At 72.8% G+C, this 26,545-nt stretch carries 13 protein-coding genes; 9 read left to right on the forward strand and 4 right to left on the reverse strand.

Annotated features, from left to right (window positions below):
- Positions 1-6 precede the first annotated feature (6 nt).
- From BLW76_RS50365 to BLW76_RS07110, 6 genes are read left to right on the forward strand one after another with little or no spacing between them, the layout of a single operon-like run.
- Positions 7-7,758, forward strand: a complete 7,752-nt coding sequence (locus BLW76_RS50365) for a WXG100-like domain-containing protein (RefSeq protein ID WP_279627660.1) — start codon at positions 7-9, stop codon at positions 7,756-7,758.
- Entirely contained in the window at positions 7,758-8,213 is a 456-nt protein-coding gene (locus BLW76_RS07090) for a hypothetical protein (RefSeq protein ID WP_091305040.1), read from the forward strand. The genes BLW76_RS50365 and BLW76_RS07090 overlap by 1 nt, the downstream gene beginning before the upstream one ends.
- The gene (locus BLW76_RS07095) at positions 8,210-9,625 is read left to right on the forward strand and encodes a TNT domain-containing protein (RefSeq protein ID WP_244170074.1); all 1,416 of its coding nucleotides are present in this window, start codon (positions 8,210-8,212) and stop codon (positions 9,623-9,625) included. Before BLW76_RS07090 ends, BLW76_RS07095 begins: the two co-directional genes overlap by 4 nt.
- Positions 9,626-11,869: an ADP-ribosylglycohydrolase family protein gene (locus BLW76_RS07100; protein WP_091305041.1), complete on the forward strand. Its 2,244-nt coding sequence runs from the start codon at positions 9,626-9,628 to the stop codon at positions 11,867-11,869.
- A gap of 16 nt (positions 11,870-11,885) precedes the next feature.
- On the forward strand, positions 11,886-14,930 hold the full coding sequence (locus BLW76_RS07105) for an ADP-ribosylglycohydrolase family protein (RefSeq protein WP_091305042.1): 3,045 nt from the start codon (positions 11,886-11,888) through the stop codon (positions 14,928-14,930).
- Positions 14,931-14,963: 33 nt separating this feature from the next.
- Positions 14,964-16,871, forward strand: coding sequence for a TNT domain-containing protein (locus BLW76_RS07110; RefSeq protein WP_091305043.1), 1,908 nt, complete (start codon positions 14,964-14,966; stop codon positions 16,869-16,871).
- On the opposite strand, the gene BLW76_RS07115 is transcribed toward BLW76_RS07110, so the two are convergent.
- From BLW76_RS07115 to BLW76_RS07125, 3 genes are read right to left on the reverse strand one after another with little or no spacing between them, the layout of a single operon-like run.
- Positions 16,858-17,709 carry a class I SAM-dependent methyltransferase gene (locus tag BLW76_RS07115; protein ID WP_091305044.1) on the reverse strand — a complete coding sequence of 284 codons (852 nt, stop codon included), beginning with the start codon at positions 17,707-17,709 and terminating at the stop codon, positions 16,858-16,860. The genes BLW76_RS07110 and BLW76_RS07115 overlap by 14 nt on opposite strands.
- A 12-nt stretch (positions 17,710-17,721) precedes the next feature.
- Positions 17,722-19,029: a sensor histidine kinase gene (locus BLW76_RS07120; protein ID WP_091305045.1), complete on the reverse strand. Its 1,308-nt coding sequence runs from the start codon at positions 19,027-19,029 to the stop codon at positions 17,722-17,724.
- Between the two features lie 3 nt (positions 19,030-19,032).
- Positions 19,033-20,469, reverse strand: coding sequence for a CCA tRNA nucleotidyltransferase (locus BLW76_RS07125; RefSeq protein ID WP_091305046.1), 1,437 nt, complete (start codon positions 20,467-20,469; stop codon positions 19,033-19,035).
- 101 nt (positions 20,470-20,570) lie between these two features.
- On the opposite strand from BLW76_RS07125, the gene BLW76_RS07130 reads away from it, so the two are divergent.
- Positions 20,571-21,125, forward strand: coding sequence for an NUDIX hydrolase (locus BLW76_RS07130; protein WP_167384496.1), 555 nt, complete (start codon positions 20,571-20,573; stop codon positions 21,123-21,125).
- Positions 21,122-23,278, forward strand: a complete 2,157-nt coding sequence (locus BLW76_RS07135; protein ID WP_091305048.1) for a DUF6049 family protein — start codon at positions 21,122-21,124, stop codon at positions 23,276-23,278. The genes BLW76_RS07130 and BLW76_RS07135 overlap by 4 nt, the downstream gene beginning before the upstream one ends.
- 640 nt (positions 23,279-23,918) lie before the next feature.
- Here the strand turns inward: BLW76_RS07135 and BLW76_RS48315 are convergent.
- Positions 23,919-24,494 carry a hypothetical protein gene (locus BLW76_RS48315; protein ID WP_167384479.1) on the reverse strand — a complete coding sequence of 192 codons (576 nt, stop codon included), beginning with the start codon at positions 24,492-24,494 and terminating at the stop codon, positions 23,919-23,921.
- Positions 24,495-24,680: 186 nt separating this feature from the next.
- Here BLW76_RS48315 and murJ point away from each other — a divergent pair, with 186 nt between their 5' ends.
- On the forward strand, positions 24,681-26,498 hold the full coding sequence (gene murJ / locus BLW76_RS07140) for a murein biosynthesis integral membrane protein MurJ (protein WP_208613232.1): 1,818 nt from the start codon (positions 24,681-24,683) through the stop codon (positions 26,496-26,498).
- Positions 26,499-26,545: the final 47 nt, after the last annotated feature.

Raw genomic sequence — 26,545 nt, forward strand, 5'->3', positions numbered from 1 at the left:
GTGGGTATGGAGATGCCCGACGCGGTCAAGTGGCTGCTGCCGATCGTCGTCGGGGAGAGCTGGCCCGAGGGCGACGAGACCAAGCTGCGCGCGCTGCGGGACGCGTGGCACACGGCGTCGGCGGCGATCGGGCCGGTGTCCGACACGGGCAACCAGGCGGCGTCCGGCATCCGCGCCAACTGGACGGGTGACGGCGCCGACGCGTTCGCGGAGCAGTGGAAGAAGTTCGTCGAGGGCGACGAGGCGTACTTCAAGCAGCTGGCCGACGCGGCGAAGGCCCTCGGCGATTCGTGTGATCAGACGGCGCTGGACGTCGAGTACACGAAGTACATGATCATCATTTCGCTGATCATCCTGGCGGCCCAGATAGCGGCGATGATCGCGGCGGCGGCGGTGACGTTCGGCGGCTCGACGGCGGGCATCGCGCCGGCCCAGATCGCGACCCGGATGACCGTGCAGATGCTGTTCCGGCAGCTGCTCGAGAAGCTGGCGCAGCAGGGGTTCAAGCAGGTCGCGAAGGAGCTGCTGGAGAAGCTGCTCAAGCAGGGCCTCAAGAAGATCGGCATGGAGGTCCTCAAGAACGAGGCGATCAACCTCGGCATGGACGCGGGCATCCAGGGCCTGCAGATGGCCAAGGGCGACCGCAAGGACTGGGACTGGTCGAAGACATCCGACGCGGCGATCTCGGGCGCGGTCGGCGGGGTCGTCGGAGCGGCATCGGGGTCGATCGGCCGCGGAGCGACCGAGGGGCTGTCGCACAGCGCAGGTGGGCAGATCGCGGACGCGGCGATGCGGGCGGGTGCGCGCGGGGCGGTCGAGGGGGTCGCGCAGACGGTCGGGCAGGCGGCGGTCACCGGGGATCTGGGGTCGTTGACGCCGGAGCAGCTGCTGATGGGCGCGTCCAGTGGGGCCGTCGGGGGTGCTGTTGGGGGTGCGAAGGAGCAGCTGAACTCGGTTCACGAGGCGAACATTCCGCGGGCGGACTCGGATTCTGGGGATGGCTCTCGGGATTCGGGGGATTCCGGGGAGTCGCGGCGGGGTTCGGGGGATGAGGGCGAGTCGGCGTCTCGGGGTGATTCGGAGTCGCGGGAGTCTTCTTCGGAGCCTGAGTCGCGGCGGGAGTCTTCCTCGGAACCGGAGTCGCGGGGGGAGTCCTCGCCGGAGCCGGAGTCTCGCCGGGAGTCCTCGGCCGAACCGGAGTCGCGTCGGGAGTCCTCGCCGGAGCCGGAGTCTCGCCGGGAGTCCTCGCCGGAACCGGAGTCGCGCCGCGAGTCCTCGCCGGAACCGGAGTCTCGCCGCGAGTCCTCGCCGGAGCCCGAGTCTCGCCGCGAGTCCTCGGCCGAACCGGAGTCGCGCCGCGAGTCCTCGGCCGAACCGGAGTCGCGCCGCGAGTCCTCGGCCGAACCCGAATCGCGAAGCGAAGAGCCGCGGCGCGAGCCAGCGCCCGAGTCGCGGAGTGAGGAGCCACGCCGCGAGGCTTCCGAGCCGGAGTCGCGAAGCGAAGAACCGCGGCGCGAGGCGGCACCCGAGCCGCAGCGCGAGGCGCCGTCCCAGCCGGAAACGCGGACGGAAGCCCCCCGCGAGCAGCAGCCCGCCCAGCCGTCGCCGGCGTCAGAGCACCGCGCGCCCGAGACGTCACGGCCGAGCGCCGAGCAGGCGGAGCGTCCGGCCGCGCACCAGCCCGAGGCGCCGGCTGCGGCGTCTTCGACGGGCTCGTCCCAGGGCGGATACGGCATGGCCCCACCGCCGGGCTCCGGCCCGGAGCCGGGACGCCAGAGCGCCGGCCGCCCCCAGGACAACGTCGGAGCGGCCGGCTTCACGGGCGGCCCAAGCCAGCCATTCGCGGCGGCGGACGCCGGACCGGCCGGGTTCCAGAACGGACCGTCCCCGCAACAGGCCCCACCCCCGGGCGCCTTCCCACCCCCACCGGGCGGCATGCCGAACGGCGGAGGTCCAGGACGTCCCGGCGGCCCCGGCCCACGCCCGAGCGGGCCACCGCCCCAACAGCCAATGCCACCCCGCGGCGCCGGCGACCAGCCCCGACGGGTCCCACCGCAGGACCCGCGCTGGATGCTGCAGGGCGGGTCCCCACAGATGCCCCCGGGCGGACACCGGCCAGTCGGGCCGCCGCAGGGTGGCCAGCCGCCGATGCCCCACGGCCGGCCACAGCCGGGTGGGCAACCGCCGCACGGCGGACACCCCGGGGCGCAACCACTGCCCGGGGCGCAGGCGGGTGGACAGCCACCGCATGGCGGACAGCCAGGCGGGCAATCGCCGCGCGGCGCACAGCCGGGCGGACAACCACTCCACGGCGCACAGCCGGGTGGGCAGCCGCTGCCTGGGGCACAGCCGGGTGCGCAGCCGCTGCCCGGGGCGCAGCCGGGTGCGCAGCCGCCGCATAGCGGGCAACCGACGCAGCCGGGTGGACAGCAACCGCACAATGGGCAACCAGGTCAGCCCGGCGGGCAGCAACCGCACAATGGGCAACCAGGTCAGCCCGGCGGGCAGCAACCGCACAATGGGCAACTGGCGCAGCCCGGCGGGCAGCCGCCGCAAGGCGGGCAACCGGGGCAAACTGGCGGGCAGCCGCCGCTCAGTGGGCAGCCTCCGCACCGGGCGCAGGCGGGTGGGCAGCCGTTCCAAGGTGGGCAGCCGCCTCATCAGGGTGGGCAGCCGGTTCAGGGTGGGTTGCATCCGCAGGATCCGCGGCGGATGCCGCCTCCGCCGGGGATGCCTCCCCAGGGTGGGCAGCGTCCGCCGATGGGTGGGGGGCCGCGGCCTGGCGGGTACCCGAACCAGCCTCGTGGGCCTCAGGGCCCTGGGCCGCACCCGGGTGGACGGCCGCCGATGCCGCCTCCTCCGGGTGGGCGGCCGCCCATGCCTTCGCACGATCCGCGGGTGGGACCGCCCCGTCCGGCCGGGACGCCGCCGGTGCCGCCGCCGCGGTTCGGGCCACCGCAGGAGCAGTTGCCGCCGCGCGGGCCGTTCGAGCCTCCGCGGCCGATGGACCGTGCGCCGGACGGGCCCCGGCCTGCCGAGCAAACGGCACCGACCGAGCAGCCGGCACGGACCGAGCAGCCAGTGCCGACCGAGCAGCCGGTGGCCGAATCGCCCGTGCGGGAAAGCCCGGCCGGGCAACCGCCGACCGCACCGGCCGAGCCCACACGACCGCCGGTCGCCGAAACGCCGGCTCAAGCACGGCCTGCCGAACAGCCGACGACGGCGGCCGAACCCACCCGGCAGCCGGTCACCGAACCGCCGACACGAGAAAGGCCGGCCGAACGACCGGCACCGGCGACCGAACCCGCACAACCGCCGACGGCCGGGGCGCCGGTGCGCGAACAGCCGGCAGACCACGTCGCGCCGGGGCGGGATCGCGCGGGCGAACCGGAACGTCCGGTGGACCGGGACGCGCCTGGTGACGAGCACCAGCGAGCCGCCGACGAACGGCCGGCGGACCAGGACTCGCCCACCACCGAGCGGGAACCCGCCCAAGACCGCCCGGCCGACCAACACTCGCCCACCACCGAGCGGGAACCCGCCCAAGACCGCCCGGCCGACCAACACTCGCCCACCACCGAGCGGGAACCCGCCCAAGACCGCCCGGCCGACCAGGACTCGCCCGGTGACGAGCACCAGCGAACCGCCGAACAGGACCCAGGCGACCCCGTCGACCAAGGGGACCCGGCCCACGACCAGCCCACCGACCAGGACACAGCCGAGAGCACCGCTCGGCAGCACAGTGGCCCGGACGAGCCCTACCTCACCGATCCTGCCTTCCGGACCGATGATCCCGCCGGTATCCGGCGGATCGAAGACACCTTCATCGACTCCGGGAAGACCAGCCACCAGGACGGCGAGTGGCGGCACGAACAGCTCCACCGCGAAGCTCGGGAAAAGCGCGACGCGTCGCACCCCGGGATGTCCGATGCCGGGGCCGTTGCCGTTCATGCCTATACCCGGACCGAGATGGTCGGGCCGCTCAACAACGCGCTGCGGATGGGCAGCCCCGAACTTGCCCACCTCGCTCCGCAGGCCGCCGCGCTTGTCTCGGGGCTCAACGAACTTCCGCCGCATGAAGGGGTTGTCTCGCGGCGGGTTGACTTCAAGGGCGATCTCGGGCGGCTGCAAGCCTTCCTCGCTCGGTTCCACGATGGTGCGCACATCACCGAACCGTCGTTCCTCAGCTCGTCGAAGGTCGACGCGGACCATCCGCGCAGCACCTTCCCCGGCGAAGTCGAGATGCGGATCCAGTCGAAGACCGGCCGTGACGTCGAGAACATGGCCAGCCTCGGGCACGAGCGCGAAGTCCTCTTCAAGGCCGGGACGCAGTTCAAGATCACCGGCGTCGAACCCGGTCCCGGCCACCCGAAGGCCGACCCGCGGCGGCCCGGGGAACCGCACTACATCGTGCACGCCGAAGAGATCGCGCCCGGGGATCCGGGGTACCTGAGCGGTGACGATGCGCGTGACGCCATCGAGCAGCGCCGGGCCGGTGAGCGGGCCGACGAGGACCGGTTCCAGCGCGAAGCCGACGAAGAGCTCGCGAAGTTCTACGAGGAATACCCCCAGCACGCGCCGAGCAACGACATGGCGTCGAAGATCAACCCGTTCGACCCGCCGGGTGCGGAACCGCTGCCCGAACGGCCGCCGCCTGCCACCGGGGAGCCGGACGGTGGCTGGGCCCAGCTCGCCGAGCCGCTCACCCCCGGCGGGCAGCCCGTGCTGCACGCCGGGTCCGTCGAGACGCCGCAGCAGCACGCTCGCCTGCTGCGCGACGCCGTTCCCGAGCTCGCCGGGGTCAACACCCGCAACCACTACAGCCCGAACGGCCTCGAAAACGGCTACCGGACCAACGCCGCCGAGTCGATGGCCGCCTTCGACCGGCGGATGAACGGCGAGGACGTCGTGGCCGGGCCGGCGCGGCAGCAGAGCCTCGGCGAACAGCTCGGCGGGCCGTGGAGCAGCCGGGACAGCTTTGACGGCGTCGCGCGCGAGCTCGGGGAACGGCCCGTCGGGGCGCGAACGGCCGTCGCCTTCGAGACGCCCGCCGGGGAGTCGCGGCTGGTCGCCGCCGTGCACACCGAGCACGGGGTCCTGTTCGCCGATCCCGTCACCGGGCGGCTCGCCGAGCTGCCGCCGGGTGCCACCGGCATCCACACCCTGCCGCTCGGTGGCGGGGACGCGCCGCAACACCACGACGCGCCGCAGCACCAGGACGCGCCGCACGAAACACCGCCGATCGCCGACCGGCTCAACCCGCAGCCCGAGCGTGTCCCGCACGACGAGAACTACCTCTTCGACCGGGACCACCGCGGCACCGCGGCCGACCACGAGAGCATCCGCCGGGCGGTCGGCGACGAGGATATCTACCAGGACGTCCACGACCACGCGCTGGCCAAGCGCGACGCGGCGGAAAACCTGGCGCACCTGACCGACGACGGCGCCGTCGCCCTCCACGGCTACACCCGCGGCGAGTACGCCTACGACGTCAACGAGGCCCTGCGCCGCGGGCCCGACCACCCCGGCTTCGACCTCGCGCAGGAGAACACCCGCGCGATCATGGACGGTCTCAACCAGATCGTGCCGGAGGCCGGCGAGACGATCCGCGCCTACGACGTCGGCGGCGTCCCGGAGCTGGCCGATCTCGTCGCCAAGCCGTACGAGCCGGGCGCGGTGGTCGTCGAACCCGCGTTCTCCAGCGCGTCGATCAAGACCGACGAGTTCTCGACGTCGAAGTTCGGCGACGACGTCGAGCTGCACGTGCGCTCGAACAACCTGCGCGACATCTCGAAGCTCGCCGAGAACCCGGGCGAGCGCGAATCGCTGTCGCCGCCCGGCACCCAGCTGCTGATCCACGAGAAGCGGCTGGAGGTCGTCGACGGCCGCCGCAAGTGGGTCATCGTGGCCGAGGAGATCGGGCCCGGCCACCCGCGCTACCTCGACCCCGAGACCGCGAAGCAGAAGATGGCCGAGCGGCGGGCCGAAAACGAGCAGAACGCGCCCGAGTTCGAACGGCGCAAGCAGGCCGCGATCATGGACCGGCTCAGCGGTCTCGGCGAGCCCGAGCACGTCACCCCGCAGCCGGAACACCAGCCGGACCAGCCGGTGCACGACGTCCAGGACACCCCGGCGGAACCGCCGCCGCCCCCGGTGTCGGTGCACGACTACTCGCGGCTGGCGCGGGCGACCAACCCGCCGTTCGAACCCGCCATCCACGCCGGCGGGACGACGGAGAGCGAGCGCTCGGCGTACGTCCACGACCGGCACCCGCGCCTGCGCGACGTCAACCCGGGCTTCCGCGAGCCCGGCGCCATGGAAAACGGCTACATGACGAACTGCACGCGCGGTCCCCGGGCCTACATGGACCAGCTGCGCGGTATCGACTCGACGGCCGAGCCGATCCTGCCGCACGAGATGGGCAGCCGCGGCACGCTCGAACACCTCGAGGGCGAGTTCGGGGAGACGTTCTCCGCGCGCGGCAGCTACGACGACGTCATCCGCGAGATGCGCGGGATGCCGGTCGACCACCACGCCGTGGTCGCGGTGAAGTACCCCGGCCCGAACGGTGTCGAGTACGGGCACGTGGCGATGGTCGTGCACACCCGCGAGGGCGTCGCGTTCATCGACCCGCAGTCCGGCGACCTCATGCACCTGCCGCAGCCGGCGAACAGCATCAAGCTGATGCACCTCGGGACGCCGGACGAGGTACACGTCCAGACCGGGCACGACGCCGGCGACGCGCACGGCGGCTACGGCTCGGCGGCACCGCACGACGCCTTCCTGGCCAGGGACGACGTCGCCGCGGCGCTCGACGGGCACGCGGAAGCCGACTACATCCGCGCGCACCTGGGAGAACACCCCGACCTGGTGCGGGTGCTGTCCGACCCGGCCAACGACTACCTGACGCGCTCGCTGCTGGACAACCCGAAGACACTGGCCAGCCTCCTCAAGCACCCCGAGGCGATCCCGATCCTCGAGGGCGCCGTCCACGAGGTGAACGAGCGCGGCTACAGCGTCATCGACGACGTCGAGCGGCAGGGGGTCGAGCCGTTCGACCCGACTCCGGAGCAGGCGGAGATTTCTGCCGACGTGGCGGCAATCGTCAGAGAAATCGATAGCGACATGCTGCGGCACGGCAGCTTCGACCAGGACCGGGTCGGCGATTCGGAGTACTGCAAGCAATGGGTCGACGAGGAGCGCGAACGCTGGCCCGAGACACAGGGCACGCTGAACCGCATCACCGAGCGAATCGCCGGCGAGACCGATGGCCACCCGGGGTTCCGGCCGGAGCCGAAGGACAGCATCCGAGCGCTGGCGAAGATCGCGAAACACGACTGGGACGGTTCGAAACTGCATGACCTGGTCGGCACCAAGATCCAGTTCGAGCAGGTGGCGGACATGTACCGCGCGCTGGATGCGGTGCGCCGCGATCCCGAACTCACGATCGTCGACTTCACCGACCGCTTGGCCCACCCGAAGGACAGCGGTTACCGGGACCTGCAGATGAACGTCCGGCTGCCGAACGGGCACGTGGCCGAACTGCGGCTGCACCTCACGCACATCGACGGGGTGGCTGCGTACGAGCACGCGCTCTACGAAGTCCGCCGCGACTTCGAAACGTTCAGCAGGAAGGAGGGCCGTGGAGGCCTCCTTTCGCCGGAGGAGGCAGCCCTCGCCGCGGCGCTGACCGAGCAGGTCCGAAGCCGTTTCGAGGAAGCGTTCCGGCTGGGGATGACATCCGAGGAGAGCGGCTGATGGCCTTCCAGACCCCGATGTTCTACAAGTACTACTCCCGGACGTACCGGATCGACTCGACGCCCGACGGCGGGTTGATGGGCACCATCCTCAATCTCCACACCGGGTTCTTCGAACAGGACCAGGACAGCAGCCACATCCTCGAGCTCATCTGGTCGACCACCGAGTCGAACATCCGCGGTCCCTACAAAGAAGAAAAGTTCATCCAGGAGACCGAGTTCGAACGAAGCCTCTACCTGACCGGGGACGGCCCGATCTTCGCGCTCTACGACACCATCAAGGGCATCGACGATGTCGTGCGGAAGGAAGGACGCCGCCGGACACCGCAAGAGGTTGCGCTGATCGAAGCCCTCCGCAAGCGCACCTTCAAGATGTGGGAAGACGAGGCTGCCCGGATCGCCGCCGGTGAGCCGCCGTCTTTCACGGTGACGAGCCGGTTGAGCCCGAGGCAATGATTCACGTGGAACATCGACTTTCGCCTGACGAGCAGCGCACCCTCCTGGTGCGGCTGGGAAAGCTCGTGCGCGACCACCGCGTCAACCCCGGCCTGCCCGCTGTCGCCGACTTCCGGCAGGTCGGGAAGCACACGGAGACCGCGGGCCACAACACGGCCGTGCCGGAAGAGGTGGCCGACGTCTTCACCGAGCTGCGGGCCGGCATGTACGCCGAAAGCCGCGGCACCTGGCTGCAGGCGCGGTTCGCGCTGAACCCGGACGGCAGCTACGACTTCGACTTCGCCCTTGACGACGATCCGGTGTGGACCGACCCGCCCGAGCCGGCCGCCTACCCGGAAGAGCTGGCCACGTTCCCGCGGGCCGACGAGCACATCCCCGACTGGTGGCGGCTGCGCGCGCAACTACCGCTGGGCGTGGAGTTCCGGCACGCGGACGTCGGCGGCCCGGACGTCGAACGGCCGCCGCTGACCGACACCGAGGTGCCGCTCGTGCTGCAGTACCTCGAGCGCGAGGCCGTCGTGCACGAAACCGGCGACGAGCGCTTCCACACCGACGGCACGTGGATCTGGTCGTCGGCGGTCGCCGACCTGCTGGCCGAACACGGCGTGCCGCCCGAGCCGGACCTCGTCGCGCACATCCGGCGGCACCGCTTCCAGCCGCCGTACGTCGAGCCCCTGGTCCGGCGGACCGCCGAGGCCGACCTGCTGGGCGAGCCGCGGCCGAAGCCGTCGCGCGCCGACGTGAAGAAGACCGCCGGGGACGTCGTCGCCGAGCTGGAGACCACGCCGGACCCGCAGCTCGGCGACGAAGAGCTGCTGATCGTGCTGGTGCAGCGGCTCGGCGAGCACGGCGTGTGGCCCGAGGCGTACCGGGTCGGCGAGCGCGCGGACGGCGCGTGGTGCCTCAACTACACGTCCGACGGCTGGGAAGTCGCCGCGCACGCCGGCGGGAAGCCCCGCGCGCCGAAGTACTTCCCCCGGCTCGAAGACGCCGCGCAGCAGCTGCTGGGCGCGTTGCTGCTGCACCCCGCCCGGATGACCGCCGGGCACGAAACACCGCTGGAAACCGCGAAAGAGCTCGACGACTGGCCGGTGCACCCGGCGCCGGGTGAGCCTCCCCTCACCCTGCTCCGCAACAAGCGCATCACCAGGCTGGTGGCGGGTACGGTCGTCCTGCGCTTCGGCGAGGAACCGGGCAACCTCGTCCACCACGGGGAGGTACGGTTCGCCACGACGTCGCTGCCGCTCGAACGCGAGCGGGTGCGGCGGAGCTACCGGCTCAGACGCCCGTTGCACGTGATCACCGGCATCACGGTTCCGTGGGCGAACCTGCCGGGTGGCGCGGTGGCCTTCGTGCTGCCGAAGACGATCGCCGAGCACGAGTCCGACGGAAGCCTGGAGAGGATCGAGTAGGTGGAAGCGGCGGAAGCGATTGCCAAGGTCGGCCAGTGGCTGCGCGCGGTGCACGGCCCGGACGTCTCCGGCCCCGCGGGCCTGCGGGTGGACACCGAGAAGGTGCTGCGGATCCCCGAGGGCTGGTCGGTGCCCTACAACACCATCCCCTTCCTCGACGAGGGACGGCCGGAGAAGGAGATCTTCCCGCCGCCGTCGGTCGTCGTCCGCGAGCCGGACGGCGAGCTGCGCCAGGCGCACCCGCACCCCGGCGGGCTGTCGGTGCCGGTGGCGTTCCCCGGCCAGGAGAACTGGCGCGAGGTCGTCGACCCCGAGTACGTCAAGGCCGGCCTGGGTGAGCTGGGCGTGCCGCTGCAGGCCGTCGCGGGCTGGGTGAAGGTCGACGCCGACGGCAACCAGACCGGCGAAGAGCGGGAGAACCCGGAGTACAAGGCCGGGCCGATCCGCCGCGGCTACCCGAAGCCGGAGAACACCCTGGAGACGCTGCTGTCGTTCGGCAGCGTCGGCTGGCTGACCCGGGAGCTGCTGCTCATCGGGCTGATCCGGTGCGAGGTGTACGTCCCGCTCGACCTGGAGACCGGCAAGACCGACCGGTTCTACTTCGCCGAGGAGCGCAACGAGCTCAAGGTGTTCAGCTCGACCCGGCACCTGCCCGCGCGCGAGCACGGCTGGTGGAAGGTCGACGTCGCGACGCTGGCCGAGTTCGAGCACCCGCCGAACCTCGTCATCAACGGCGGCCCGACGACCATCGAGGACGTCTCCAGTGGCGAGCTCGCGGAGATCGTCAAGCGGTTCCCGCGGCACGAGCCGCGCATCGACGTGCACGGCCGCTGCCCGGAGGCGGAGGAGGACCTGATCAGGGTCGCCGCCGAAACCGCGGCCCGGATGGGCCTGCCGGACCCGGTGAAGCCGCCGCTCAAGGCGGCCGAGAAGGCCCGGCGACGCGGCTTCGAGCTGACCGCCGAGGAGTGCGCCAAGACCGTGCTCGGCGAGTCGTGGCTGAAGCGGCTCAACATGCCCGAGCCGCCGCGCAGCAAGCCCAACGACCTGCGCGCGAACGGCCTGGCTCCGGCGTACGACAACTCCGGCCGCACGGTGCCGCGGCTCGACACGTTCGGCAAGTACTTCGAGCGGAACCTCGACGGCTTCCGGTACGGCTGGCAGCGCGTCACGGGCGCGTACGTCGGCTTCGCGCTGGGGGAGGCCCTCGGCGCGGCCGTCGACCGGATGATGCTGCACGACATCCACGCGAAGTTCGGCATCGAAGGCGTCACCGACCTGATCCCGGCGTTCGACCAGCCCGGCCGGATCGGCTCGCTGACGCAGCGGCTGCTGTTCTACACCGAGGCCGTGATCCGCAGCCCGCACCGCGAGCAGCCGGAATCCCGCGAAGCCGAACAGGGCTTCCCCGACGTCGTCCGCGGGGCGTTGCAGCGCTGGCTGCGCACCCAGGGCGCGCCGATGGACGCCCCGGACGGCTGGCTCGTGCAGGTCCCCGACCTGCACGCCCGGCGTGACATCGACGACGCCGAGCTCAACGCCTACCACCAGCTCGCCACCGGGGTCGCCGGCGCGCCGCCGATGACCGGCCCGGCCGCGCTGATCCCCGCGTTGCCGGCCGCGCTGACCATGGCCGGGCCCGGCAGCGGGTTCAGCGGCGGAGCGCGGCAGGCGGTGCGCGAGCTCGCCGGCGTCACCCACCACGACGAGCAGGACCTGGCCGCCACGACCTACCTGACCTGGCTGTTCGAGCACGCGCTGACCAAGGAGGCGTTCAGCTTCCCGATCTGGAACACCACCCGCGAGGTGCTCAACCCGGACAACCAGTTCCAGCAGGGCCCGGAGTGGACGGCGATCGCGGACACGGTCGCCGAGTCGGTGCCGTTCTTCGGCGAGCACGGGCTGCCCGACCTGCGGATGGCGGAGCTGATCGGCGACGGCAAGACGACGCTCTCGGTGCTCGGACGCGCTTTCGCCGCGTTGTCGGGCTTCGAGAACTACCCGGAGCAGGCGCTGCTGCGCGCCGTCAACCACTCCGGCCGCAGCGCGCTCACCGGGGCGATCGCCGGTGCCCTGCTCGGCGCGCGCACCGGGATCCCCGGGCTGCCGCAGAAGTGGGTCGACCAGCTGGAGCTGCGGTACCTGGTCGAGCAGGTCGCTTCGGACGCCTACTGGCACTTCGACCGGCATTCGGCGCTGAGCGCGCTCGGCGACGTCTGGATCGAGCGGTACCCGCGGCATTAGCGCGAGGATGGGGAGAATGGAAGAAGAGGAAGCCGTCGCGCGCGTGCGGGAGTGGTTGCGCACGCAGCCCGGCGGCGACCGGCTGCGGATCCGGCCGGAGTTCACGGCGCGCCGCGCGGACGGCTGGAGCTTCACGGTCAACGCGGCCGGCTACCTGGACGGCACGGACGTCGGCGCGGGGCTGTTCCCCAGCCCGGTGGTGTTCGCGCCGGACGACGGCGAGATCCGCGTCGACCGGGCGGCGATGGCGAGCACGCCGGCCGAGGCCGAGTGGCGGCCGGACGTCGACCCGGAGTTCGACGAGAAGGCTTTCCCCGAGCTCGACCTCCCGGTGCGGGCCGTGCGCGGCTGGACCCGGGCGGACGGCGAATACCGCGTCAACGAGCAGTACACGGCCGGCCCGGTCTGGCGTGGCTTCCCGGCGCCCACGACCGACGCCGAGAAGCTCCTGAACTACCTGGCCGCGAACTGGATCACCCGCGCCGAGTTCGTCCGCGCCCTGCTGGACTGCGAGGTGTTCGTGCCCTTGCCGGACGGCGAGCCGCTGCTGCGGCCGGTCCCCGGCAAGGGCGAGCGCGAGGTCATCGCGTACAGCTCGTCGGCGAAGGTGCCCGGCCGGTACCCGCGCCGGTGGCGGGTGGCCGTCCGGGAGCTGCCGCCGTCGACGGGACTGACGCTCGACCCCGGCACCGGGCTGGTCCGCAGCTTCACCGCGGCCGAGCTGGGCGCGACCGGTGGTGACGCCCGGCCGCGGGTGGCAGAGCCGGCGCCGGAAGCCGGGCCCGAGGTCGCCGCGGCACTGCCCGGGCTGGTCGCGGAGTTCGGCGTCGAACCGCCCGACCTGCTCGAACGGCACCTGCGGTACGCCCTGGACCACGCCCGCGACCAGCACTTCGAGCTGACGCCGGAGGAGTGCGTCCGGTACCTGCGCGGGTTCGCCTGGCAGTACCGCAACGGCGTCCGCCGCCGGGCCGGCCGGGAGCCGGAATGGCACGCCGACCTCGGCGCGAACGGCCTGATCGCGCACGTCGACGAAGAGGCGCGGCCACGGCCGGTGCCGTGGACGTTCGGCAAGTTCTCCGCCTTCGGGACGCCGCCCGACCGCTTCGCGTGGCATCGGATCGTCGGCGCATACGTCGGCTTCGCGATCGGCGACGCCCTCGGCGGCAGTGCGGACCCGGCGGCTCCGCTGCCACTGGGCGGGCTGACGCGCCACCTGCTGTTCCACACCGACATCGTGCTGCGCGGCCTGCCGCCGGTGCCGACCGGCGAGGTCCCGGCGACGCTGCCCGAACCGGACCCGGTCGGCTGGCTCGCCGTCGCGACCCGGCACGCCGGCCCGGCGCCCGCCGAGTTCTCCGCGCTGCTGGCCACGGCACTGGCCGCGACCCCGGCGAGCGCGGTCGGCCTCGCGAACGTCGACGGCGAGCGGTACGCGAAGGACGTCGCCCGCGAGCTGACCGGCAGCGCGGCCGGCGCCGAGGTCACGGAGGGCGTCGAGCTGCTGATTTCGCTGTTCCAGGGCCTGTTGACGCGGGAGGTGTTCGCGCTGCCGGTGCACGTCCGCCTGCACGAGGTGGGTGGCGACCTGGCGGCGTCGACGCTGGCGCTGCGCGCGGACCGCGACGCCGACGACGTCACGCAGCTGGAGTCGATCGGCGACGGGCGGAGCGTCCGGTCGGTGCTCGCCCGCGCGTTGTTCGCCGCGGCCAAGCGCGGGTACGACCCAGAAGCCGCGATCAGGCTCGCCGCGCGGTCCGGCCCGGTGGCGGGCGCGATCGCCGGTGCACTGGTCGGCGCCCGGGTCGGCGTGCCCGGCCTGCCGTGGGTGACGTCGCTGCCCGACCTGGGGCTCCTGGAGGACGTCGCGTCCGACGTCTTCTGGTACTTCAACCGCAACGGCCTCCAGACGGAGACCGCAGAGCACGCCCGCTGGGAGCGCCGGTATCCGAGCGGCCGGTTCACCCCGCCGCCGAAGAAGGGACCGGACTTGCGCTCGCGACTGCGCGGCAGCCTGCTGGCCGGCGCGATCGGCGACGCGCTGGGCGCGAAGACGGAGTTCGACTCGATCGACCGCATCCGCGAGATCGCCGGGCCGGACGGCATCACCGACTTCATCCCGGCGTACGGCGGCGTCGGCCGGATCACCGACGACACGCAGATGACGCTGTTCACGCTCGAAGCGCTGATCAGGGCGCACGCCCAGCAGCGGAAGACCGGATCCGCGGACGTCGTCCACTCGCTGCAGCTGGCCTACCAGCGCTGGCTGCACACCCAGGGCGTCACGTGGGACCGCGCGCGGGGCCCGCAGTCGACGGTCGAGGCGGCCGACGGCTGGCTGATCACGCACCAGGAGCTGTTCAGCCGGCGCGCGCCCGGGCTGACCTGCTTCGGCGAGCTGGAGGCGTACGGCCGATCGGGCGTCCGGGGCACCATCGAGCGGCCGGTGAACAACTCCAAGGGCTGCGGCGGCGTGATGCGCGCGGCGCCGATCGCGCTGTGGTCGGACGACCTCGCCGAGGTGTTCCGGCTCGGGGCCGAGAGCGCGGCGCTGACCCACGGTCACCCGAGCGGGTATCTCTCGTCGGGCTGCTTCGCGGTGATCATGCACGAGCTGCTGCACGGAAGGCCGCTGCTCGACGCGATCGCGACCGCGCGGGCCGAGCTGGTGAAGCACCCGGGGCACGAGGAGCAGAGCGAGGCGCTCGACGCGGCCTTGGCGCTGGAGGGCCCGCCGACACCGGAGAAACTGGAGTCGCTGGGGCAGGGCAACGTCGGCGAGACGGCGTTGTCCATGTCGGTGTACGTCGCGCTGACCACCACGGACGCCGACTCGGCGTTGCTCGCGGCGGTCAACCACAGCGGCGACAGCGACTCGACCGGTTCGGTCTGCGGCAACCTCGTCGGCGCGATGTACGGCGAGGAAGCACTGCGGAAGAGCTGGCTCGACCGGCTGGAACTCCGCGAAGTCATCGTCGGCCTGGCGGACGACGCGCTCACCGAGTTCGGCCCGGATGCGCCGGGCGACGACCGGTGGTTCGCTCGGTACCCGGTCGACTAGGTTCTTGGTTCACGGGGGACGGGGAGGACAAAAGTGCGTTACCGGGTTGAAGTGGCCGAACGCCCGGACGGCCTGTACGCGACGTGGGGCGAGGGGACCTACCGCGCGCAGCGGTCGACCACGGACGGCACCGTGCTGCTGTCGGTGCTGCCGGAGGAGGAAGCGCCGGAGGGCTTCGACAAGGAGTTCGACGGCCGTCCGGCGAAGGTCGTGCCGGCGAGCGAGGTGCCGTCGACGTTCACGCTGCGGACCTTCGCCGAGTACGACGGCGAGATCTTCGAGGTCGCGCCGGGCGACCGGCCGGAGCTGACCCTGCGCTGGGTCCGCGACGACGCCGCCCGCGCGGCACAGCTGGGCCTGACCGACTTCTCGGTCACCGTGCCCGCCAAGCAGGTCACCGCGCTGTGGCAGACGCGGCTCGACTTCACCGAGACGCCGGAGGCGCGGCCGCAGCCGGGCACCGGCGACCAGAACGCGCTGCTGCGCGCCATCGGCCGGACGCTGCTGCACACCGTGCCGGGCGGCTGGGCACGGGTCGGCGCGCAGTTCCGGCAGGTCGGGGACTACGCCGAGATCGAGGTCCGCGCGGTCGGCGACGAGGACGGCCCGGTGTCGGTCTCGCTGCCCGCGGTGCCCCGGCTCGGCGGGCTCTTCGCGCGGCTGCGGGCGGCGATGTTCCAGGCCGAGGCCGGCACCTGGTTCCAGGGCACGTTCACCCTCGACGCGCAGTCGCAGTTCGACTTCGACTTCGACGCCGACCGCGAGCCGGACTGGCGGGTGCCGCCCAACGACGGCGGCCGCCCGTCGACCGCCGCCTACGAGCTGGAGCTGGCCACCTTCCCGCGCACGCCGAAGCACCTGCCGGCGTGGCTGACCGCGAAGGCCGGGCTGCCGCTGGACGTCGTGTTCCGGCAGGCGCGGGTCGCCGATTCGCACGTCGAGGGCGAGCGCCCGGTGGTCAACCGGCCGCCGGTGCCGCCGGACCAGGTCCGCGGCCTGCTCGACTACCTCTTCCGGGCGCCGGTCGCGCTGCACCGGCCCGCGCCGCTGCCGGACATCTTCGGCGGGCCGGGCGCCAAGCCGGACGTGCCGAACGCCTTCCACACCGACGGCACCTGGATCTGGCCCGCCGCCGTGCCGCACTACCTGCGCAAGTACGGGGTGCCGCCGGAGCCGGAGCTGGTCGAGCACATCCGCGCCGCCGGGTTCCGCCCGCCGCACGTCGGGGAGCTCGTCCGCGCGACGGCGGAGGCGGAGATCCTCGGGCAGCCGCGGCCGCCGCAGACGGCCGCCGACCTGCCGGACGAGCGCGCGCTCACCCGGGTGGCCCGCGGCGAGCCGGTCCGGAACCTGAAGGGCGCGGAGACACTGGAGCTGCTCCAGCAGCGGCTCGCCGAGCACGGCGTGCCCGCCGCGGCCTACCGGATCGGCGCCAAGGAGATCCCGGCCGAGGGCGTCTGGACGCTGCGCCGGGCGGAAAACGGCTGGGAGGTCTCGCGGCCGCCGTCCGACGAGCCGGTGGCGTTCGGCTCGCTCGGCGACGCGGCCCGGTTCCTGCTCGGCGTGCTGCTGATGCTGCCGCCGCAACCGGCGGAGGAGTCGGACCAGCCCGCCGACTGGCCGATCCTGCCGATGCGCGGCGAGCCGCCGTTGAACTTCTACCGCGGCAAGCGCCTGATCACGCTGCCCCCGGGCACCACGGTCGTCCGGTTCGGCAACGAGACCGGCAACCTGGTGCACGCCGACGGCTCCCGGTTCGTCGAGACGGCGCTGGCGTTCGAGCGCGAACGCGAGAAGCGGCTGTACCGGGTGCAGCGCGCGATCCGCGTGCTGACCGGCGTGGCGGCACCGTGGGGCGGGCTGCCGGGCGGCGCGGTCGCCCACCTGCTGCCGCGGCCGCTCGCCCAGCACGTCGAGGCGGGCGCCCTCAGCAGGCAGTGATCAGGACGGCGGGCGACCACCAGTAGTCGGCGAGCGGGGTGACGCCGACGTCGGTGAAGCCCGCCGTCGTGAGCTGCTCGGCCCAGACCGTGGCGGGGTGCTCCCAGTTCGTCCGCTGCTGTCCGGAGACGATCCCGAGCAGCACCGGCAGCAGGAAGCCCTGCGCGACCAGCGTGGCGTCCTCGCCGTACTCGGCCACGCCACGCTCGTAGCGCTCGACGAGCGAGTGCAGGTGCTCCGGCGAGCCTTCCTCGAACTCGGGGACGTCGAACTCGGCGAGCACCAGCGTCCCGGTGCGCGGCTGCAGTGCCCGCAGCACCTCGGCGCGCTGTTCCGGCTCGATGGACTGCATGGCGAACGTCGACTGGACGAAGTCCCAGCCGAGGTCGTCGCGGGCCAGGAAGTCCTGGGCGGTCGACTGCCAGCACTGGGCCGACGGCACCCGCTCGTGGACGCCGTCGAGCAGCGCCGCCGACGGCTCGACCAGGTCGATCCGCGGCGGGAGGTGCGACGCCTGCTCCAGCGCGGGCACCACGGCGAGGCCGTCACCGCAGCCCAGGTCGAGCAGCGATTCCGGCTTCGCGCTGTCGTACCGGGCGGCGAGCTCGGCGCTCAGCGCCCGGTACAGCTCGACGTTGCCGCCGCCGCGGATGAACGCCGTGAACGCGCTGGGCTGGTCATAGACCGGCGCCGAGCCGTCGCCCGCCAGGTAGGCCCGCAGCTCGTCCGCCAGCGTGGAGCCTTCCCGGCCGGCCTGGGCGGCGAGTTCGGCGGCCTGGTCGCGGTCACCGGTGCGGTAGGCGGCGAGGGCGTCGGCGAGCAGCTCGATCGAGGTCATGGTCAGGAGATATCAGAACGGGACCCACAACGTCACTCGGGTGCCGCCACCGGCGAGTCCCGACTCGACCCGCGACGTCCCGCCGACCTCGGCCAGCCGCGCGGTGATCGACTCGCTGATGCCGAACCCGGCCGGGTGGTCGGCCGCGCTGAAGCCGCTCCCGTGGTCGCGGGTGATGACCGCGATGCCGCCGTCGCGTTCCTCGACGCGGACCACGACCCGGTCGGTGCCCGAGTGCTTCATCGTGTTCCGCATGGCCTCGCGCACGGCGTCGCGGATCGCGATCTGGCGGACCTCCGACAGCGTGTCGTCGTCCAGCTCGGCCACCACGAGCTGGGCGCGCAGGCCGTCGCGGGCCATCTCGGCGGCGAGCGCGGCGAGCTTCTCGCCCAGCGGCCGCGCGCCCGCCTCGGCCCGCTCGGACGCCGCCGTCTCGATCGTGTGCCGGATCTCCATCGCCTGCGCCCGCGCCAGCCGCTGGATCTCGACCAGGCGTTCTCCGGGGTCGCCCGGCCCGGCCAGCGCCATCGCCTCCAGGGTCTGCAGCACGGTGTCGTGCAGCCGCCGGTGCTGCTGGGCGCGCTCGGCGAGCCGCCCGTTGCGGGTGCCGTAGGCCAGGGCCAGTCGCGTTCCGAGCCCGGTCAGCACCAGCGCGGCGGTGGCCAGGAAGAGCTCCGCGAGCAGGACGGAGTACGTCGAGAACGCGGCCCCGGGGTCGAACCCGCCGGTGTTCAGCCGGTTCGCCAGCATCCGGAGCGGGAAACTGAGCAGGCCGAAGACCACGCCGCTCGGGAGGCCCAGCGCGAGGGTCAGCAGCCCGATCTCGCCGTAGAGGTGGACGCTGGTGACCGCGAGCGCGTCGGAGTACACCGGCGTCGGCACGGCCAGGGCGATGGCCGGCGGCGAAAGCACGGTGAAGGCCAGGTCGACGGCCAGCAGCTTCCCGCCGTCCCGGCCGCGGAACGGCGCCGAGCGGAACATCCAGCGCAGGCCGACGACGTTCAGCGCCACCGACAGCAGGGCGAACACCCCGACCGGCAGCAGCCCGGCGGTGCCGTGTCCGAGGACGTAGACGCCGAACTGGCCGGGCACCGCGAGCAGCCGGTACGCCAGCGGGATGAGCACGACGTACCGGGTCGCGCGCAGCAGCAGGCCGTCGCGTTCGGTGGGGTCGATCGGGCCCGACATCCGCGAGATGCGCCGCAGCGCGTGCATCGGGGCCGGGTCGGCGATCTCGTCCGGCAGCTCACTCGTGGCGGTGGCGATGGCGGGGGCACCGCGCCTCAGCAGCGCCACCAGGAAGCTGCCCCCGCCCGCCACGGCTCACGCGTCCCCGACGCCGTTTTCCGCGGCCCACTTCTTCAGCTCGGCGACCGCCTCGTCGTGGTCGAGCGGCCCGCGGTCCAGGCGCAGCTCCTTGAGGAACTTCCACGCCTTCCCGACGTCCGGCCCCGGCTTGAGGCCGAGCAGCTCCATGATCTGCTCGCCGTTGAGGTCCGGCCGCACGCGGTCGAGGTCCTCCTTGGCCTTGAGCGCGGCGATCCGGGCTTCGAGGTCGTCGTAGGTCGCCTGCAACGCGGCCGCCTTCCGGCGGTTGCGGGTGGTGCAGTCGGCCCGGACCAGCTTGTGCAGCCGGGTCAGCAGGTGGCCGGCGTCGGTGACGTACCGGCGGACCGCCGAGTCCGTCCACTCGCCCTTGCCGTAGCCGTGGAACCGCAGGTGGAGGAACACGAGCTGGGAGACGTCGTCGACGATCTCCTTCGAGAACTTCAGGGCCCGCAAACGTTTGCGGGCCATCCGCGCGCCGACCACCTCGTGGTGGTGGAAGCTGACGCCGCCGCCCGGCTGGAACTCCCGGGTCGCCGGCTTGCCGACGTCGTGCAGCAGCGCGGCCAGCCGCAGGATCAGGTCCGGCTCCGACGTCGGCTCGTGCGTCTTCTCCAGGTCGATCGCCTGGGCGAGCACGGTCAGCGAGTGCTGGTAGACGTCCTTGTGCTGGTGGTGCTCGTCGATCGCCAGCCGCATCCCGGGCACCTCGGGCAGGATCCGGTCGCCCAGCCCGGTGTCGACCAGCAGCTCCAGGCCGGGCCGCGGGTCGGCGGCCAGCAGCAGCTTCGACAGCTCGGCCTGCACCCGCTCGGCGGTGATCCGGTCGATCTCCTCCGCCATCGACGTCATCGCGTCGACCACCCGCGGCGCGGCGGTGAAGCCGAGCTGCGCGGCGAACCGGGCGGCGCGCAGCATCCGCAGCGGGTCGTCGGCGAACGACTCCTGCGGCGTCGCCGGGGTGTCGAGGACCTTCTCCCGCAGCGCGCTCAGCCCGTCGTGCGGGTCGATGAACGTCCCGGAGGCCAGCTCGACGGCCATCGCGTTGACCGTGAAGTCGCGGCGCAGCAGGTCACCCTCGATGCTGTCGCCGAAGGTGACCTCGGGGTTGCGGCCGACGCGGTCGTAGCTGTCGGCGCGGAACGTCGTGATCTCGAGCTGCATGCCCTTCTTCGTCACGCCGACCGTGCCGAAGGCGATCCCGACGTCCCAGACCGCGTCGCCCCAGCCGCTGACGATCTTCAGCACCCGGTCGGGCCGTGCGTCGGTGGTGAAGTCGAGGTCACCGGAGTCGCGGCCGAGCAGCGCGTCGCGCACGCTGCCGCCCACGAGGTACAGGCGGTGGCCCGCCCGGGCGAACCGTTCCGCCAGCTCCGCCGCCAGTGGGGGAACCCGCATCAGCTCCACCACCTGCTCCTCGACCACGTCGTTCACGAAAATCCCACTACGTTCCAGGTGCGATAGCTGCAGGCACCGCCGGACACGGACACGGAGAGCCAGCCTACCGGGGCAACCGTTTGCTCTAGCATCGCAGCATGTCTGGATCAGCCGGCCGCCCCGGCGCCCCGAAGCCGCGCAGGCGGCGCAGGCGGCAACGCGGCAGGCGGCTGACCACGGTCGACGAGACGTCGGCCGGTGGTCTCGTGGTGGACCCGGAGCGCGAACAGGCGGTGCTGATCGGCCGGCTCGACCGGCACGGCAGACTGCTGTGGTCGCTGCCCAAGGGCCACATCGAGGACGGTGAAACGGTGGAAGAGACGGCCGTGCGCGAGGTGAAGGAGGAAACCGGCATCTCCGCGCGCGTCATGCGGCCACTCGGCACCATCGACTACTGGTTCGTGGCCGAGAAGCGGCGCATCCACAAGACCGTGCACCACTTCCTGCTCGAATCGCTCGGCGGTGAGCTTTCCGACGAAGACGTCGAGGTCACCGAGGTGGCCTGGGTCCCGCTGGCCGAGCTGGAGTCCAAACTCGCCTACTCCGACGAGCGCAAGCTCGTCCGGAAGGCCAGCCAGATGCTCACAGAACTTTTCGCGCGCCCGGACGTCCACGGACGAGACGAGCACGCCCCTGAGGGAGCCCCCGAGTGAAGCGGTTCGCCGCAGCCTTCCTGTCCGTCCTCTTCCTGGCCGTCCCCGCCCTCGCCGGAGCCGCGGCGGCCCAGGCGCAGGAGGGCGGCGCGCGCCTGCGCATCGACCTCGCCGAGCTCGCCCCGCGCGTGGTCACGAGCTCGACGACGACGCTGACCGTCACCGGCACGGTGACCAACACCGGCGACCGCAAGGTCACCAAGCCGCAGGTCCGGCTGCAGGTCGGGGACCGGGCGACGACCGAGCGCGGGGTCGGCGACGTGCTGTCCGGCGCCGTCATCAAGGACACCCCGCTGACCGAGTTCACCCCGGTCGCCGACGTGCTCGAGCCGGGCCAGAGCGCGCCGCTGAACATCAGCGTGCCGCTGACCGGGGCGCGGGCGAACCGGTTCAGCCTCCCCGGCGTCTACCCGCTGCTGGTCAACGTCAACGGCACGCCGGAGTTCGGCGGGCCGGCGCGGCTCGGGGCGGTCAGCATGCTGATGCCGGTGCTGGCCGGGCCGGGCAAGCAGGCCTCGAACCGGGGCGGCGCGCCGAGCATGACCCTGCTCTGGCCGCTGACCGGCAACATCCCGCACGTCTACGCGGCGCCGTACGGCAGCCCGATGGTCATGGCCGACGACCGGCTCGCCGCCGAGATCAGCGGCGACGGGCGGCTGAACGCGCTGGTGACGGCGGCGACGTCGGCCGTGCGGAGCAGCTCGAACCTCGCGAAGTCGATGTGCTTCGCGCTCGACCCGGACCTGCTCGCCACGGTCGACGCGATGAGCCGCGGCTACCTCGTCCACACCGAAACCGGGAACGTCGACGGCAAGGGCGTCGACGCCGCGAAGGGCTGGCTGGCCGCGGTGCGCTCGCTCGTCGGCACCCGCTGCGTGGTCGCGCTGCCGTTCGCCGACGCCGACCTCGACGCGCTCACCCGCATCCGGCCGGGCGACACCAGCTTGGTCACCCGGGCGGCCGGCGGTGCCGCGACCATCGAGCAGCTGACCGGCGCCACGCCGCTGACCGGCGTGCTCTGGCCGGGCGGCACGCCCGGCGAGCCGGTGCTCGGCGCGCTCACCGAGGCCGGCGTGCGGACCGTGCTCGCCGACGCGGGCAAGCTCGCGCCCGCCGCGGCCGGCGGCGGCGTCACCGTGCAGGGCAGCAGCGTCCGCGTGCAGCCGATCGACTCGCTGATCTCGGCCGCGATGACCGGGGTCCCGAGCGTGCCGGACTCGGTCACGGTGGCCGCCACGACCGAGCGGGCCGTCGCGAGCCAGAACGGCCTCGGCGCCCTCGCCTTCCGCGCCGGGCTCGGCCAGCCGGCCGGCCAGCAGCGGCCGGACCACCTGCTGGTGGCGCCGCCGCGGCGCTGGGACGCCTCGCCCGAGGAGTACGGCACGTACCTGCAGCAGGTCACCGCGTTCATCGACGCGGGCCTGGTCACCTCGACCGGCCTGTCGGCCCTGCTCGCCGACGGCCCGGCGACGTCCGGCTCGGTCGGCGACGGCGGCCAGAACCCGGCCGGCGGCATCGACCCCGGCGTCGTCTCGACGCTGGCCGGGCTCGACGCCCAGGCCACCGGGCTCGCGTCCGCGATGCAGATCGACCCGACCAAACGGGTGAAACCCGACGACGTGGTCGAGCCGGTCCGGCTGGCCGAGCTGCGCGGGGCCTCGCTGGCGTGGCGCGGCCTGCCCGCGGAGGCGGCGACCACGAACGCCCAGGCCGAGCTGGCGGCGATCAGCGGGCGGGTGACCGTCTCGCAGCCGAAGCAGACCATCGCGCTGGCGTCCGGCAACTCGCCGTTGCCGGTGTACGTCAGCAACGACCTGCCGGTCGGGATCAACGCCCGGTTCGCCCTCGACAACAACACCGGCCTGCGCCCGGAGGACGCGAAGGACTGGTTCTTCCCGGCGAGCGGCGGCAAGAACTACTTCTTGCCGGTGGAGGCGCTGCGGGCCGGCCGGTTCAGCGTCGATGTGTCGTTGCGCACGCCGACCGGTACCCCGCTCGGGTCATCCGCGCGGTTCGAGCTGACGTCCACGGAGTACGGCGCGATCACCATCATCGCGACCGTCGCCGCAGGTGTGGCCCTGCTTCTGCTCGCTTCCCGGCGCATCTACCGGAGGGTGAAGGACGCCCGCGCGGGCCGCGACGTCGTGAGCTGATCGCGCGGGCTTTGAGTGTTCCGAGCGGTTCGCGATTACCCTTGGTCCGCACGTGCGCGGCACCCGGCCGCGGCACCGGAGACGAGCACCGAGGATTGGGCACGCGTTGGAGAGAGAGCCGGGCTTACCACCCGAGCGTGCGGGTCGTCCTCGGCGCGAAGGCCCCCCGCCCCCACAACGGGGCGACGGGCCGCCGCCGGTCCGCCGCCAGCCGCCGCCTCCACCCCAGGAGCGCGGCCACCGCCAGCCGTCCCGCAACGGCCAGACGCGCGCGATGCCGACCCCACCGCAGGACGAGACGGTCCGCGACCAGCGCCCGATCCGCGAGGACGCGCCGGTCCGCGACGGCCGCCCCCGCCGTGGCGACCAGCCACCGCCGGACGGCCGCGGCCCCCGAGGCGAACGCCCGGTCAAGGACGACCGCCCGATCCGCGGCGAACGTGCGCCGGGTGACGACCGCCCGGCCCGGCGCGAGCGCGACCCCCGAGGGGAACGTCCGCTTGGCGACGACCGCCCGATCCGCGGCGAACGTGCGCCGGGTGAGGACCGCCCGGCCCGGCGCGAGCGCGACCCCCGAGGAGAACGTCCGCTTGGCGACGACCGCCCGATCCGCGGCGATCGCGATCCGCGCGGCGACCGTTCACCGGGTGAGGACCGCCCGATCCGAGGCGAGCGCGACCCCCGCGGTGGCCGCCCAGCTCGAGAACGCGCGTCCCGCGGCGACCGCCCGGTCAAGGACGACCGGCCTGCCCGCGGCGAACGCCCGGTCCCGAACGACCGGCCCGCCCGCGGCGAACGCCCGCGCGACGACTGGCCCCGCGACGACCGCGGCCCGCACGACGACCGCGCCCTCCGCGAGGACCAGCCGCCGCGCCGGGTGCCGCCGCCGCAGGGTGGCCGGCCGCCGCGCAACGCCGGTCCGGCGCCGACGCGGGTCCAGCCCGTGCCGCCGGGCGGTGCCCAGCCGGCCGGACCGCAGGGCAACCCGCAGCAAGGCCCGCAGCCGGGTGGTCCTCAGCCGGGTCTGCCGCTGCAGAGCGGCCCGCAGCCCGTCGTGCCGCCGCCAGGCCAACCCCTGAGCGGCGCCCAACCGGTCGGACCGCAAGGCAACCCACAGCAGGCCCCGCCGCCGGGCAACCCGCCGCCGGGCCTGCCGCAGCAAAGCGGCCCGCAGCCCGTCGTACCGCCGCCAGGCCAACCCCTGAGCGGCGCCCAACCGGTCGTCTCACCAGGCCACCCGCAGCAAGGCGGCCCACAGCCGATCCCGCCGGGCCCGCACCAGGGGCGGCTCCCGCAACCCAACCCGCCGCTGACCCCGCCCCCCGGCAACCCGGCCCTCGGCACCCCGCCGCCGGGCACTCCCGTCCCGCCGCGCGGGCGCGGGTCCCGGCGTCCGGCGCCCGTGCGGCCGTGGCAGGAGGAGGCCACCCAGGTCCAGCGGCCGCCCGATCCGGAGGCGACTCGGTTCATCCCGCGCACCGCCGGGGTGCCGATGAACTCGCGCTGGCCGGTCGCCGACCCCGATGTCATGCGGCCCTACGACGCGCTGGCCACCCAGGTCATGCCGGCGCTCAAGGGGCCGCTGGTCAAGCCGCGGCCGGACGGGGAAGCGCCGGAGGAGGCTCCGGCCAAGGCGCCGTCGCTGGCGAAGGCGTCCGGGCGGATGGCCATTGCGTCGCTGATCAGCCGGATCACCGGCTTCCTGTGGAAGCTGCTGCTGGTCGCGGCCATCGGCCAGGGCATCGCGAACGACTCGTTCAACGTCGCCAACACGATGCCGAACATCATCTTCGAGCTGCTGATGGGTGGCGTGCTCGCCAGCGTGGTGGTGCCGCTGCTGGTGCGCTCGCAGGACGACCCCGACGGCGGCACCGCCTACACGCAACGCCTGATCACGGTGGCGTTCTCGCTGCTGCTGGTCGGCACGATCGTCGCGGTGATCGCGGCACCGGCGTTCACGAGTCTCTATGTCGACTCGTCCGGCAAGGCGAGCGCGGACCTCACCACCGCGTTCGCCTACCTGCTGCTGCCGGAGATCTTCTTCTACGGCGTGTTCGCGCTGCTCTCGGCCGTGCTCAACGCCAAGCAGATCTTCGGGCCGACGGCCTGGGCGCCGGTGATCAACAACCTGGTCGTCATCTTCACGATCCTGGTCGTCTGGGTCATGCCCGGCGACATCGACACCGAAAACGTGTCGATCACCGACCCCAAGGTGCTGACGCTGGGCATCGGCGTCACGGGCGGCATCGTCGCCCAGGCGCTGCTGCTGGTCCCGCCGCTGCTGCGGTCCGGCTTCCGGTTCAAGTGGCGCTGGGGCATCGACAAGCAGATGAAGGAGTTCGGCGGCCTCGCGCTGTGGATCCTCGGGTACGTCGCCGTCAGCCAGATCGGCTACACGATCAACACCCGCGTGCTGACCAGCGGTTCACCCGGTGGTGTGACGGCCTACAGCAACGCCTGGCTGCTCTTCCAGCTGCCGTACGGCGTCATCGGCGTCTCGCTGCTGACGGCGATCATGCCGCGGATGAGCCGCGCGGCCGCCGACGGCGACCACAAGAAGCTGATCGGCGACCTGTCCTACGCGTCCCGGATCTCGACGGTGATGCTCGTCCCGATCTCCGCGGTGATGACCGTGGTCGGCGGCTCGATCGGCATCGCGCTGTTCACCTTCGGCAAGGGCACGCTCGAAACGGCCGAGCGGCTCGGCGACGCGCTCGCGATCTCGGCCTTCGCCCTGCTGCCGTACGCGCTGGTCATGCTGCAGATGCGCGTGTTCTACGCGATGAAGGACGCCCGCACGCCGACGCTGATCATGATCGTGATGACGCTGGTCAAGGTGCCGCTGCTGTACCTGTGCCCGGTGCTGCTGGCGCCGGACAACGTCGTGCTCGGCGTGATGATGGTCAACGCGCTCACGTTCGTGGTCGGCGCGATCCTCGGCCAGGTTTGGCTGTGGGTGACGCTGGGCAACTTGCGCAGCAAGCGGGTGATCGGCGTGATTCTCTTCACGGTGGTGGCGAGCGTCCTCGGGGTGGCCGCGGCGTGGGTCGCCGGCAAGCTCGTGCCGGACTTCTTCGGCCCCCGGCTGGGTGCCTGGGTGAAGCTGTTGCTGCAGAGCATCGTCGGCATCGTCGTCTCGTTCGGCGTGCTCATGGCGCTGAAGGTCGAGGAGCTGAAGCCGGCCACTTCGAGGTTCACCCGGTTGATCAAGCGCGGGTAACGATTGTGGTACGGAAAGCGACGACTCCCGCGTCGTATTCTGGGTAA

Source organism: Amycolatopsis tolypomycina (assembly GCF_900105945.1).
In the GTDB taxonomy this organism is placed as follows: Bacteria; Actinomycetota; Actinomycetes; order Mycobacteriales; family Pseudonocardiaceae; genus Amycolatopsis; species Amycolatopsis tolypomycina.

What these genes read in the sequence shown, in the direction of transcription:
- BLW76_RS50365 (WP_279627660.1), top strand. Translation starts at nt 7, where the DNA reads ATGGAGATGCCCGACGCGGTCAAGTGGCTGCTGCCGATCGTCGTCGGG.
- BLW76_RS07105 (WP_091305042.1), top strand. Translation starts at nt 11,886, where the DNA reads ATGGAAGAAGAGGAAGCCGTCGCGCGCGTGCGGGAGTGGTTGCGCACG.
- BLW76_RS07130 (WP_167384496.1), top strand. Translation starts at nt 20,571, where the DNA reads ATGTCTGGATCAGCCGGCCGCCCCGGCGCCCCGAAGCCGCGCAGGCGG.
- BLW76_RS07090 (WP_091305040.1), top strand. Translation starts at nt 7,758, where the DNA reads ATGGCCTTCCAGACCCCGATGTTCTACAAGTACTACTCCCGGACGTAC.
- BLW76_RS07095 (WP_244170074.1), top strand. Translation starts at nt 8,210, where the DNA reads ATGATTCACGTGGAACATCGACTTTCGCCTGACGAGCAGCGCACCCTC.
- BLW76_RS07115 (WP_091305044.1), bottom strand. Translation starts at nt 17,709, where the DNA reads ATGACCTCGATCGAGCTGCTCGCCGACGCCCTCGCCGCCTACCGCACC.